This window comes from Naumannella cuiyingiana, from assembly GCF_013408305.1.
Taxonomy (GTDB): Bacteria; Actinomycetota; Actinomycetes; order Propionibacteriales; family Propionibacteriaceae; genus Naumannella; species Naumannella cuiyingiana.
Map to the genome: position 1 here is coordinate 1,468,451 of NZ_JACBZS010000001.1, position 10,803 is coordinate 1,479,253.

The 10,803-nt window shown below is 66.9% G+C and carries 13 protein-coding genes and 1 tRNA gene; 5 read left to right on the plus strand and 9 right to left on the minus strand.

The window, feature by feature from the left end:
* On the minus strand, nt 1-294 hold the full coding sequence (locus GGQ54_RS17320; RefSeq protein WP_281370013.1) for a hypothetical protein: 294 nt from the start codon (nt 292-294) through the stop codon (nt 1-3).
* A 155-nt stretch (nt 295-449) separates the two neighbouring features.
* Entirely contained in the window at nt 450-848 is a 399-nt protein-coding gene (locus GGQ54_RS06850; RefSeq protein ID WP_179444707.1) for a PIN domain-containing protein, read from the minus strand.
* A gap of 68 nt (nt 849-916) precedes the next feature.
* Between GGQ54_RS06850 and GGQ54_RS06855 the strand changes: the two genes are divergently transcribed.
* On the plus strand, nt 917-2,281 hold the full coding sequence (locus GGQ54_RS06855; RefSeq protein WP_179444708.1) for an HNH endonuclease signature motif containing protein: 1,365 nt from the start codon (nt 917-919) through the stop codon (nt 2,279-2,281).
* Between the two features lie 13 nt (nt 2,282-2,294).
* Here the strand turns inward: GGQ54_RS06855 and GGQ54_RS06860 are convergent, their stop codons facing one another.
* A complete protein-coding gene (locus GGQ54_RS06860; RefSeq protein ID WP_179444709.1) occupies nt 2,295-3,638 on the minus strand; it encodes a restriction endonuclease in 1,344 nt (447 codons plus the stop codon).
* A 247-nt stretch (nt 3,639-3,885) separates the two neighbouring features.
* Here GGQ54_RS06860 and GGQ54_RS06865 point away from each other — a divergent pair, with 247 nt between their 5' ends.
* Together GGQ54_RS06865 and GGQ54_RS06870 are read left to right on the plus strand one after the other, a co-directional pair.
* Complete coding sequence (locus tag GGQ54_RS06865) at nt 3,886-4,617, plus strand: D-Ala-D-Ala carboxypeptidase family metallohydrolase (RefSeq protein WP_179444710.1); 732 nt, start codon at nt 3,886-3,888, stop codon at nt 4,615-4,617.
* 14 nt (nt 4,618-4,631) lie between these two features.
* Nucleotides 4,632-5,879 carry a sialidase family protein gene (locus tag GGQ54_RS06870; RefSeq protein WP_179444711.1) on the plus strand — a complete coding sequence of 416 codons (1,248 nt, stop codon included), beginning with the start codon at nt 4,632-4,634 and terminating at the stop codon, nt 5,877-5,879.
* Between the two features lie 54 nt (nt 5,880-5,933).
* Here GGQ54_RS06870 and GGQ54_RS06875 read toward each other — a convergent pair whose 3' ends face one another.
* From GGQ54_RS06875 to GGQ54_RS06890, 4 genes are all read right to left on the minus strand, one after another.
* Nucleotides 5,934-6,110: a DUF2283 domain-containing protein gene (locus tag GGQ54_RS06875; RefSeq protein WP_179444712.1), complete on the minus strand. Its 177-nt coding sequence runs from the start codon at nt 6,108-6,110 to the stop codon at nt 5,934-5,936.
* 220 nt (nt 6,111-6,330) lie between these two features.
* Nucleotides 6,331-7,350, minus strand: coding sequence for an FRG domain-containing protein (locus GGQ54_RS06880; RefSeq protein WP_343045883.1), 1,020 nt, complete (start codon nt 7,348-7,350; stop codon nt 6,331-6,333).
* Entirely contained in the window at nt 7,265-8,620 is a 1,356-nt protein-coding gene (locus tag GGQ54_RS06885; RefSeq protein ID WP_179444714.1) for an ApeA N-terminal domain 1-containing protein, read from the minus strand. The genes GGQ54_RS06880 and GGQ54_RS06885 overlap by 86 nt, the downstream gene beginning before the upstream one ends.
* Nucleotides 8,613-9,104 carry a hypothetical protein gene (locus GGQ54_RS06890; RefSeq protein ID WP_179444715.1) on the minus strand — a complete coding sequence of 164 codons (492 nt, stop codon included), beginning with the start codon at nt 9,102-9,104 and terminating at the stop codon, nt 8,613-8,615. The genes GGQ54_RS06885 and GGQ54_RS06890 overlap by 8 nt, the downstream gene beginning before the upstream one ends.
* Before the next feature lie 150 nt (nt 9,105-9,254).
* On the opposite strand from GGQ54_RS06890, the gene GGQ54_RS06895 reads away from it, so the two are divergent.
* Nucleotides 9,255-9,428: a hypothetical protein gene (locus tag GGQ54_RS06895; protein ID WP_179444716.1), complete on the plus strand. Its 174-nt coding sequence runs from the start codon at nt 9,255-9,257 to the stop codon at nt 9,426-9,428.
* A 217-nt stretch (nt 9,429-9,645) separates the two neighbouring features.
* Here the strand turns inward: GGQ54_RS06895 and GGQ54_RS06900 are convergent.
* Both GGQ54_RS06900 and GGQ54_RS06905 read right to left on the minus strand, forming a co-directional pair.
* Nucleotides 9,646-9,719 (minus strand) — tRNA-Gly (locus GGQ54_RS06900).
* Nucleotides 9,720-9,817: 98 nt separating this feature from the next.
* Entirely contained in the window at nt 9,818-10,267 is a 450-nt protein-coding gene (locus GGQ54_RS06905; protein ID WP_179444717.1) for a methyltransferase family protein, read from the minus strand.
* A 104-nt stretch (nt 10,268-10,371) separates the two neighbouring features.
* Between GGQ54_RS06905 and GGQ54_RS06910 the strand changes: the two genes are divergently transcribed.
* Nucleotides 10,372-10,788: a type II toxin-antitoxin system PemK/MazF family toxin gene (locus GGQ54_RS06910; protein WP_179444718.1), complete on the plus strand. Its 417-nt coding sequence runs from the start codon at nt 10,372-10,374 to the stop codon at nt 10,786-10,788.
* Nucleotides 10,789-10,803 lie beyond the last annotated feature (15 nt).

Below are 10,803 nucleotides of genomic sequence, written 5' to 3' on the forward strand. Positions count from 1 at the left end.
TCAGTTGTTGGCTCCGCCGTCGGCACCACCGTCGGCGCCGCCGTCAGCACCACCATCGGCGCCGCCGTCCTGGACACCCGGCGTACCGCTCGCGCCGCCGTCGGCCGGACCCTCGGCGCCGCCATCAGCACCGCCGTCCTGGACACCGGAAACGCCCGAGGCGCCGCCGTCCGCGGGGCCCTCGGCGCCGCTGTCGGCACCACCGTCGGCGCCACCGTCATGGACACCCGGGACACCCGCGGCCCCGCCGTCGGCCGGACCCTCTTGCTCGTTGTCGAACGTGTTGTCAGTCATGCTTCCTCCAAGAATCAACGTGGTCCAACGGACCGCTGCTTCCGGGCGCTTGACGTCCGGTCGGCGATCGATATCGCCATGGGTACGTGTCTACCGCATGAGCGGTCAGGACGGAACAGGGGGCCGACGAATCTCACCTGTTGGTGGCGGGTTGATCATTCCGGTCTCGGCGCCTCGGGCAGCCGGTCGAGCAGCCAGCCGGGCCCGATCACGTCGGCGCCGACCGCGCGTACCCGATCGATCAGGCCGCGGTCGGCGGTGACCACGGCAACCGGGCCGTCGACGGCGTACCGCTTCGCCTGCCGGACGATCTCGTCGTCGCCCGAGCCGGGGGCGTGGACGACGACCGGACGCGCATCGGGATCGGCGGGTACGCCGCGCTTGGCCGCACCCTCATAGACCACCACGATCGGCGTGTGGGGCAACTGCGCCGCCGCCAACCGGGCGTTGAGCCGCGCGGCGGCGCCGGCCCGGTCGCGCCACCACCCGTCCGGAACCGACCCGATCACATTGGCCGCGTCGACCACCAGCGCCGTCGCGGGGTCAGAGCTCATGGGCGCAACGCTAGCTGCCGCCGCGTTGTCGGGTCAGAGTGTCAGACCTCCCGCCTAGGGTGATTTGCATGGGCACGGGGGGTGCGCAGGTGACGCGGGCGTTGGCGTTGTCGATGGTCTCGACGGCGCTGGATCTCGCCTGCGCCGATGATGTGCCGCTGCCCGATCCGGCCGCGCGGTTGGCCGAGCTGGCGCTGCTGCTGGACCTGTCCGACCAGGTTCGGGCACTGATCGCCGAGCGGGTGACCGCGGCCGAGCGTGCCGACGACGCGATGGCCGTCCACGGCACCTCCCTGCGGACCTGGCTGGCGCAGTCCAACCGGATGACACCGCGTGCGGCGAGCACGTTGATCATGCAGTCCCGGGCGCTGGGCCGCTTCCCCGAGGTGGCGCAGGCCTTCCACGAGGCCTTGATCAGCAAGGATCAGGCGGACGCGATCTGCACCGCTCTCGACGAGCTGCCGGCCGATCTTGGTGCCGAGCAGGTGGCGCGCGCCCAGGAGACGATGATCGGCTATTCGGCGCAGTTCGATCCCGCACAGTTGCGCCGGCTGGCCGGCCATCTGGTCGAGGTGGTGGCGCCGGAGCAGGCCGAGGACAACGAGCGCCGCAAGCTGGAGCGCGACGAGCGGCGGGCGCAGGCGAATCGCTTCCTCCGATGGTGCCGTGACGGCTTCGGGTCGATCGAGCTGAGCGCGCGGCTGCCGGAGGCCGAGGGCGAGGCCGTGGTGGCCGTGATCGAGGCGTATGCGGCGCATGCCGATCGGTCGCTCGACCGGCTGGACCCCCTGGCCGAGCTGGTCTCGCCGGCGCAGCGCCGGGCCGACGCGCTGGTTGATCTTGCTCGGCACGCGCAGGGGTGTCGAGCGGCGCCCACCCACGGCGGGGATCGGCCGCGGCTGGTGGTGACGATCGATCATGCCGAGCTGCTGCAGCAGTTGCACTCCGACGCGGTGGCAGCGGGGCGGCTGGCGGCCAGTGGTGCGCTGGTGTCGCCGTCCGCGCTGCGCCTGCTGGCGTGTGACTGTGAGGTGTTGCCGGCCGTGCTCGGCGGGGCGGGGCAGGTGCTCGATGTCGGCCGCGCGCAGCGCCTGGTCACTCCCCCGATCCGGGCGGCGCTGACCCTGCGCGACCGCGGCTGTGTGATGCCCGGCTGCGACCGGGCGCCAGCGGATTGCGATGCCCACCACATCGAGCCGTGGCAGTCCGGCGGGCGTACCTCGTTGGACAATCTGGTGCTGCTCTGCCGCCACCACCACGGCCTGCTCGAGCCGCGGCCGCACGCGCCGCCGGGGTCACAGTGGGAGGTACGCCTCGGCGACGCAGGTCTCCCGGTCATCGTTCCCCCGAACCGCGTCGACGCGCGCCGCCGACCGCGCCTGCATCAGCGGTTCCGGGTGCCGCCGCCGAGCCGGGCGGACGATCCTCCGTGATGCGCCCGATGCGCTACGCACTGCCCAATATTTCCTCGGGGCGCCGGTGGGTGACCGCATCGGCGTAATCGCTGCTGATGTCGCGCAGCAACGCTTCGATGTCGCCTGCGGCAGACGTCTCGGCGAGCTTGCGGACCTCGGCAACGAGTTCGCGACCCGGGACCAGGACGACGGGATAGCCATCGTCGATCACCTCGATCTGCGCCTGCTGGCTGAACACGCCGGTCGTGACAAATACACCGATCCAGCCCCGGCGCAGCCTCGCGACCACGCGCGCGACCTGGTCCGGGCTGACCGAGGACTCCGGCTTGATGCACTTGGCTTGTCCGAGTACGACGAGCGGCGTGTTCGCCGCGGTGCTACCCGCGTCCAGCCGACCGACGAAGTCGAGACCTCCGTCACCGCCGGCGCGCGAGAGCCAGCCATCGTGATAGGTCGCCCCGCTGGCGGCGAAGACGCTCGCTGCGACGGCCGCCGCGAGCTTCTCGAACTCGTGTTTGCGATCGTCGAAGTGCCGATAGATCGTGTCCAGCAGGGCGGCATCCGGCGTGCCTGACTCAGGCCGCTGATCTGCCGCTGACCGGACTCGGCTGGACAGCACCCGGCGCCGAATCCGCGGAATCGCGACCTTGCCCTGATCGACCCAGCGGCGCCACGACGCCGGCCCCTTGGCATTGGCCTGTTCGGCAGTGAGTTCACCGTCGCGCCGGTCATCGATCCAGCGGAAGTCGAGTTCGTCGGTGGTTTCGTCGAGCTTGATCACCGCAAGATCAACAGCGAGATTGGGGAAGGTGCGCGCGGTCTGCGGATCGCGCTGCACGATGTACTCCAACCGCTCGATGACGGCCACCCCGCAGAACTCGAGATGTCCCTTGTCGACCCGCTTGCCATCTCGCATGACAGAGACCCCGCGCATCAGAAGTATCGGCGGTGCGAGCACGCGATCGGCCCGCGCGGAGCTGCCATGGAGTTGCCAGGCATCGAGCAAGGCCCGATTTCCTTGCGTCGCCCCGATCGGGCCCACAGTGCTCGCCTTGTGATCCCCAAAGTAACGAGCGTGCCCATGATCGAGGTCGAACACATCCTCCCATGGCGTGGTTGCCGAGCCTGCCTTACCCGGGCTGGACCGAAGTAGTATGACCGGTCGACGCCGAGCATCGGGCGCGGTGATCTCCGCCGGGGTGTTGATCCCGCGCTCCAACTGAATCCGGGCACTGATCCCCGGGGACTTGGCGAGTTGGTGGAAGTTTCGATAACCATCGATGAAGACATCGACATTGCCGGACTCGCGGGCATATCGGACGATGTCAAGCATGCCGAGGCAACGCTCATCGCCTGCCCGCCCGTGGTCGGCCATGGCGGCACCCTACCGCCGGGCCTCGGCCGGGCCGGTCCCGTCAGCCGCCCGGCCTCAGTGAACGCGCACCGTCCGGGCGTACCGGACGGCGACCGGACAATCGGCGCTGAACCGCACCACTACGCGCTCCGGACGGGACCGGACGACCGACAGGTTGCCGGACCGTCGTACACCTCGATTGGCTGGCGACTGCCGGTAGATGCCGGTTGAACCATCCGCCTCAGTCAACACTCAGGAGTGAGAGTTCATGTCAAAGCTAGCCCGCGTGATCGCCGCCTTCGTCCTGGCCTTCGGCCTGGTCGGCGGAGTCGGCGCAGTTTCCGCCCCGACGGCGTCCGCCTACGACTGGAAGCGCGAGCTCGCCTCCGGTGACACCGGCGCTGACGTCAAGGAACTTCAGATCCGGATCGCCGGTTTCGCCGCCGACGGGCCGGAGAAGACGTCGCTGAAGGCCGATGGTGACTTCGGCCCGGCGACCGAGGCCGCGTTGAAGCGGTTCCAGAAGGCGCACGGCCTGACCCAGAGCGGCAAGGTTGACGGCGCGACCCAGGACAAGCTGAACAGCCTGGAGGACAGCGACGGCTCGACCAAGAACTTCGAGTTCAAGGAGTTCGCCTCCAAGGACTGCGGCTGCTTCACCAACGGCAAGGTCGGCGAGTCCGAGGTCAAGGAGAACGTCCGCCAGTTGATGTGGAAGCTGGAAGCCATCCGGACCAAGGCCGGCGACAAGCCGATCACCGTCAACTCGGGCTTCCGCACCCGGTCCCACAACTCCTCGGTCGGCGGCGCCAGCAACTCCCAGCACATGTACGGGATCGCCGGTGACATCGTGGTCTCGGGCAAGTCCCCGAGCCAGACCGCGGACCTGGCCAAGAGCTCCGGCTTCTCCGGCGTGATCATCTACAACAGCTTCACCCACGTCGACAGCCGGGCCGACCACGACTACGGCAGCAGCAGCTTCTACTGGGCCAACGCCTGACCCAGGAACGCCTGATGCAGCCAATCCAGCACACGCCGCGGCGGACGCTCGCGGCCATGGCCCTCGGCCTGGTCGTGGCGTCCGCCGCGGCGTTGACCGGTACGCCAGCCGCGCAGGCGGCCGATCCCCGGCACAGCACATCGATGATCTTCGACGGTGGGGGCGATGACGAGTTGAACGGCCTGCGCTACCACTCGTTCCGGATCCCGTCGATCGCCACAACCACGGACGGCAGCCTGCTCGCCTTCGCCGAGGGACGGGCCACCGGCAACGGAGACTTCGGCAACATCAACCTCGTCTACAAGCGCTCGACCGACAACGGCAAGACCTGGTCGAAGCTGCAGGAGGTCGTCGGCAGCGGCGAGGGGGTGTGGGGCAACCCGACGCCCGTCGTCGATCAGGACACCGGCCGGATCTGGATGTTCATGAACCACCAACCCGCCGACGCGGGGAAGGTCGACGAGTGGGGCGAGCGGCGCACCTTCACGGCGTACAGCGACGACGACGGGCAGACCTGGTCGAAGCCGGTCGATCGGACCGAGGAGCTGACACCGAAGAAGAAGCCCGGCGGCGGCGATGTCACTTGGGATGCCGTCGGCCCGGGCAATGGCATTCAGACTACGGTCGACCATCCCGGCCGGCTGGTGATCCCGGCGCAGCACCGGATGATCTACAGCGATGATCATGGCGAGAGCTGGAAGACCGAGTTCCTCACCACCGAGGACGGCAAGCCGATGGAGCAAACCGGCGAGAGCACCGTCGCCGAGCTGACCGACGGCACGCTCTATCGCAACGACCGGGCCGAGACCTCGGTCTGGGAGAAGCAGAAGCGCCGCCAGGTCACGACGGGCCGGATCGGCGAGGGGTACGCGCCATTCACCGCGGCCTCGTGCCTGCTCGACCCGAAGAGCCAGGGCTCGGTCGTGCGCTACAACACCGACGATCCCGCCCGGCTGGTGTTCCTCAACTCGGCCAGCACCGAGACCAGGACGAAGATGCGGGTGCGGGTGAGCGAGGACGAGGGCAAGACCTGGCGGATCAGCCGGCCGCTGTCCGACGAGCCTCTCGATCTGCCGGCCGGCGCCAAGGAGGGCGGCTACTCCAGCATGACCAAGACCACCGATTACTCCGTCGGTGCGCTGGTCGAGGTCAACGAGGACACCTCGAACAATGCCGGCTCGCACCGCTCGATCGCCTTCCGCAAGTTCAACCTTCCGTGGTTGATGGCGGGCGAGCAGGACAGCGACTGCTCCGGCCGCTGAGCGGGCGCGCGTCGCAGCGCGCTCGTTCAGACGAGCTCGTTCAGACGCGCTCGTTCAGACGATGTCGGCGATATCCGTCAGCCGTGCCCGCGCAGCGTCGGTGAGCAATTCGGTGGCGCCGAGCACCTCGACACCGAGCAGGTGCCCGGCGTCATCGAAGTCGAGAACGATAGTGCCGCTCGGCCGCCGAGCCGTCGGTGAGCCGCGACTCGATCGGGAAGTACGCCGCATCCGCCGCGCCTGTCGAAGTCTTGCCCTGGCCTGCGCCGGGGCACATCACACCTTCTGATTGATCGTAGAGATCGGGTGCCGCTTGGCCGTCGACGACTTCACGAACTTGTCGATCAAGGCACGCCGGTTGGCGTCGGCGCCTGGCACCAGCGTGGGGGCGCGCGAGAAGTGTTATGGCAGCGTCATGCTCCTGAATGGCTGACGCCGCCCTCGCAAGGCACTACACCCAAGGGGCCGTGCGTGAGTGAGCCCGGGCGAACCTGTCCAGGTGAGGTTGATGCCAAGAAGTCGGGTAAACGAAATCATCAGTCAGACCCGATCGAGCCTCAAGCCATGCCTTCAACTCGGTCTTGAATTTCCCTACAACGCGGAACACACCGATATCGGTGGTGGCACGGGGCACTGGCCCCTTCCGCCCTCGTGCGTTCATTCGCGAGGCCAGCCAAGTATTTTGAACAGTTGTGTTCTCGACAGTCAGCGGTACGGTCACGCGTGCGGTGCTGCCTTCACCGACCGGACCGAGGAGAAAGTGGCCACGCTGAATCCTCAGACGGTCGCTGACGTCGGGGGCAGAATAGAAGGCGACTTTGCCGCACTGCACGCCCTCCTCGTAAATCTCTCGGAACGTGCGGCTATCAAAATCGGCCACATCGACCGCCGGACGCCTTATGGCGAACAGCGCGCCGTCCGTCTCCACGTGCACTCCGTTCGGCTCAACGACCGCCATGTAAAGCCCCACCATCGGGTCGAGTGATACGTCGAGGAGCGGCGTGGCAGCCCCATGGTGCTGAAGCCGAGCCAATAGCGCCATGTCAGGGAGCCTGACCCCTTCATGAACATCGAGGGAGGCTAGTCTCGCGGCATGTAGCAGCGCCTCCGTGGAAGCGAGCACTCGCTCGTCCGTCAGAGCGCCGGACGACTGCACGCGCGAGTGCATGCCAGGGCTGATCGCGTACTTCGCATTCGCCTGCCCCCGCCAGAGCCATGGGGTATCCGAGTCATACATCGCGTGCAAGTCCCAGACCGCGCGCAGGTTCTCACGGAGTCGGTACTGATCCGGCCCTGTGTACTGTTGCCACCACGGCCAAGGCGCGTGTCTCGCCACTTCGGGGCCTTTGCTCAGGGACTGTTCTGTCCAGGAGGTACGTGGATTTCTACTCGTCACCAACTGTTGCCTGCGCGACAAGCCACCGAACCTGGGCATGTTCAGATATACGGTGGAAGACGGCCGGCGGTGCATCCGCGCTGCGAAGTATGCAGATGACGAACAGCCAGTACAACTGCTCAGCCAACAAGTTTTCGCCTACCGTTCCGTCAAGCCTGAAGCGCTGACGATGGTGGGCGATGTCGTGGCGGGCCTCTTTGACGAACTTGGCCCACTCCCGCTCGTTGCTTGCGATGAGGTTCGTGAACGGTTCGCCAGCGAGATCGATGCACTTCAGGACACGGTCGACATAATTGACCTTGGCGTCTCCGGTCCGGCGTCGAACCTTGTCGAAGGAATCGAGAGCCGCGCTGATGTTCATGATCCGGTCTTCAAGGAACATGCTCGCGCTGTAGCGGGTGGCCATGACCCGGGAGAGTTCCGTGCGGTACCGCGAGGCAATGTCGAGCCAGCGCCCGATACCGGCCATGCCACCAAGGTCTTCGAGAGTGAAGTACATGTCGTGGGCTTTGACGGGATCGCACGGTTCGGTTCGATTGAACCACTGTGCGTGGTACGTGATGTCTTCTCGCCAGTCGCCGAGCGGGGTTCCGGCGAGTGACAGTTTTGGTAGCGCGGGGTGCTGAAGAGAGACCCTGTCAAAGTTTGCGGTCTTGCCAACGGCGATGCTAATGAGGTCTTGGATGTCGCTGGCGATATCTATGAAACTTGCGACTGGCCAGGGCTCGTCGCGTACGAGGCTAAGAGACCAGTGCTGCGCGATCCCAAGATCGAAGACGTGGTCCCCCTTCTCGCTTAACGACTGGAAGAGGCGCACGCTCGTGTCGCCATGCGCGACCGTCAGCGTGGGTAGGATTCTGGCGGTCACGATGGAGAAGCGATCGTCGTCGACGGCTTCGTGTCTGGGATGGTCAGTGGACAACCCACTCTGCTTGACCCAGCCGGTGAGATGACGCAAATCGATGACGACCCGATCTGCGACGAGTTCGCTCGGGTCGTCGTACCAGGCCCCCTCCAGGAGGCGGTTGACGTGGACTCGCTGGATGGAATCGTCGAGATCGAGTTCCCGGAGGCTGAGTTGGAACGAGTCGAGCAGCGTGTACGCCTTCCGCTCTACTTGCCCGCGGATGATCGCGTACTCGTGGCGCACTGTCGCGGGCCGCTCGCGGTACCGCTGGACGGTGCCATCAGGGAGGAGGTTGTCCCTCACCACGATCGGGGTCAGTTCACCTTGAAGTTCCAGTGTGCCCCCTGACGCGGGGTCCCAGCGGAACGTGCCGAACACCTTGTGATCCTGATGTTCAGGAAGCCACCACCGGCCCTGGCAGTCGAATGACTCAGTCATCAGGGCCTCCAGGGATGCCCGGCTCACTCTCAGGAAGATCGACCGCATCCGTGGGCCGCGGTTCCTTTACACCGCATTGAGAGCGGAGCGCTGCATCCATCTCAGGAGTGACCCCCTCCGGTCCGATGCGCAGGAGCGCACGCTGGAGGCGGTATTGAATCAAGGAATCCTGGTTGTTCCGCCGCCACGTCTCATGCATCTGCCAATACTCCAGGAGGATCAGACGAACTAGAAGCGCCGTCGAGAGCCTGCCCCTGCCGCTTGCGTCCACGTGCCCCGATAAGTCCAGGGCACCGTCGAGGATCGCTCGCGGGAACCGGACGACACTGGCTGCGAGAGTCTCAAGTTCGTGCTGGGTGGGCGTGCCGGACAGGTCGTGAGCGAGCCGATCCCGCATGTTGTTGAGTTCGCGGAACCATCCCACGTCATCAGACTCGATCGCACCCAACCCGTGGGCCAGATCGACCTTCCCTGCGAAGTTCATACGGTCGAGTTTGACGGCCGACGGATGCATAAGCCTGCGCGCGATGGCGCGTTCAAGCCCGCCTCGCTCAGGAGGTGTCCGCGGAGAACGAGTTCAAGCGGCGACGAGTATCGCGACAGGTGTTTCGCAATGTCGGCGAGCGGGAGCGACATGCCAAACACCGTAGACAACGTCCGCGCCAGGCGCTCGGCATCCCAACTCATCGCGCTCGCGCCGATGATCGCGGCCACCAACGTCCGCAAGATCATCGCCTGGCTCGAAACCGGGACCCCAGAACCCGTACGGCGCAAGCGACGCCGAGACATCCTCGATGACGCGGCCTGACGCGCAGGAAGGTCGATACCCCAAACACCGCTGGACAGCCAGACAGATCGGTCGAACTGCGGCCATCCGCTGACCCGGCGGGCACGTAGGGACGACAAGCAGCAGGGCCACCGCCGACTCGGCGGTTGCCCTGCTGCGCTATGTGACGGTCGTCCTGCGCTTTCGGTCTGTTTTCTCCCACGCAAACGGTGGCTACGAACCCACGCAAACGGACCTGTGGAGCGGATGACGGGAATCGAACCCGCATTCTCAGCTTGGGAAGCTGATGTTCTGCCATTGAACTACATCCGCGTGCGCCGCAGCGCGCGAGCAGTCTAGCGGACGCGGGGCGCCCGCACGAGGCGACGGCCCGGCACCGCCTCAACCGTACGCGCCCCCGCGACTAGCACTCAGACCCAGCGAGGCACCGACTCGGCGTACCGCTCGAACTCCGAGCCGAACCGCGCCCGCAGCGCCGCCTCCTCCGCGGGGATCTGCCGGCGATCGATCAGCGCCGCGAACGCCGCCACGGGCAGGAAGCTGACCAGCTTGCCCTGTCCGATCGCCAGCCCGAGCAGCAACAACACATCGCCCAGGTACACCGGGTTCCGCGACACCCGGTACAACCCATCCGTCACCAGCTCCGAGCTCTCCTCCGGCGCCCGCGGGTCAACCGTCGTCCCGCGCAGGAACAACTGCCCGACCCCGCCCACGAACAGCGCCCCACCGGCCAGCGCGGCCCCGCCGCCCAACACCCGGCGTAGCAGCCGCCGCCTCGGCCGCTTCCGCCTGCCCAGCGCGAGCTGGGTCAGCGCGGCACCGATCAGCAGGGCGGGCGGCGGCACTCCGGGCTTCTCCATGCCGGGCACCCTACTCACCGCCGCGCCCCCAACCGCCGGGCCCCCGATCCGGTACACCCCGATCCGATACACCCCGAACCGATGCGGTACGCCAAGATGGCCGCATGCCTGAGCACCGTGCCTATCCGGGCGACTACCCGACCATGCCGACGGTCAGCTACGCCCCGATCGACGACGCTCAACCCGACCCCGGCGAGGTCGCCTGGGCGTGGATCGCCTACGAGGACGACCCCACCCGCGGCAAGACCCGCCCGTCGATGATCATCGGCCGCGACGACGCCTGGCTGCTCGGCCTGCCGATGACCTCGAAGGACCACGACCGCGACGAGGCCCAGGAGGCCCGCGAGAACCGCTTCTGGTACGACATCGGCACCGGCCCGTGGGACCCCGAGGGACGCTCCAGCGAGGTACGCCTGAACCGGATCGTCCGGATCCACCCCGACGACGTCGTGCACCGCTCGGCCCGGATCGACCGCGCGATCTTCGACGCGGTGATCACCGCGATGCGCGCCTACTACTGAGCAACTGAGCTACTG

Excerpts from the sequence above, each read along its gene's own strand:
- GGQ54_RS17320 (WP_281370013.1), bottom strand. The coding sequence starts at position 294 with ATGACTGACAACACGTTCGACAACGAGCAAGAGGGTCCGGCCGACGGC.
- GGQ54_RS06850 (WP_179444707.1), bottom strand. The coding sequence starts at position 848 with ATGAGCTCTGACCCCGCGACGGCGCTGGTGGTCGACGCGGCCAATGTG.
- GGQ54_RS06855 (WP_179444708.1), top strand. The coding sequence starts at position 917 with ATGGGCACGGGGGGTGCGCAGGTGACGCGGGCGTTGGCGTTGTCGATG.
- GGQ54_RS06860 (WP_179444709.1), bottom strand. The coding sequence starts at position 3,638 with ATGGCCGACCACGGGCGGGCAGGCGATGAGCGTTGCCTCGGCATGCTT.
- GGQ54_RS06865 (WP_179444710.1), top strand. The coding sequence starts at position 3,886 with ATGTCAAAGCTAGCCCGCGTGATCGCCGCCTTCGTCCTGGCCTTCGGC.
- GGQ54_RS06870 (WP_179444711.1), top strand. The coding sequence starts at position 4,632 with ATGCAGCCAATCCAGCACACGCCGCGGCGGACGCTCGCGGCCATGGCC.
- GGQ54_RS06875 (WP_179444712.1), bottom strand. The coding sequence starts at position 6,110 with ATGCGGCGTACTTCCCGATCGAGTCGCGGCTCACCGACGGCTCGGCGG.
- GGQ54_RS06880 (WP_343045883.1), bottom strand. The coding sequence starts at position 7,350 with ATGCACCGCCGGCCGTCTTCCACCGTATATCTGAACATGCCCAGGTTC.
- GGQ54_RS06885 (WP_179444714.1), bottom strand. The coding sequence starts at position 8,620 with ATGACTGAGTCATTCGACTGCCAGGGCCGGTGGTGGCTTCCTGAACAT.
- GGQ54_RS06890 (WP_179444715.1), bottom strand. The coding sequence starts at position 9,104 with ATGAACTTCGCAGGGAAGGTCGATCTGGCCCACGGGTTGGGTGCGATC.
- GGQ54_RS06895 (WP_179444716.1), top strand. The coding sequence starts at position 9,255 with ATGCCAAACACCGTAGACAACGTCCGCGCCAGGCGCTCGGCATCCCAA.
- GGQ54_RS06905 (WP_179444717.1), bottom strand. The coding sequence starts at position 10,267 with ATGGAGAAGCCCGGAGTGCCGCCGCCCGCCCTGCTGATCGGTGCCGCG.
- GGQ54_RS06910 (WP_179444718.1), top strand. The coding sequence starts at position 10,372 with ATGCCTGAGCACCGTGCCTATCCGGGCGACTACCCGACCATGCCGACG.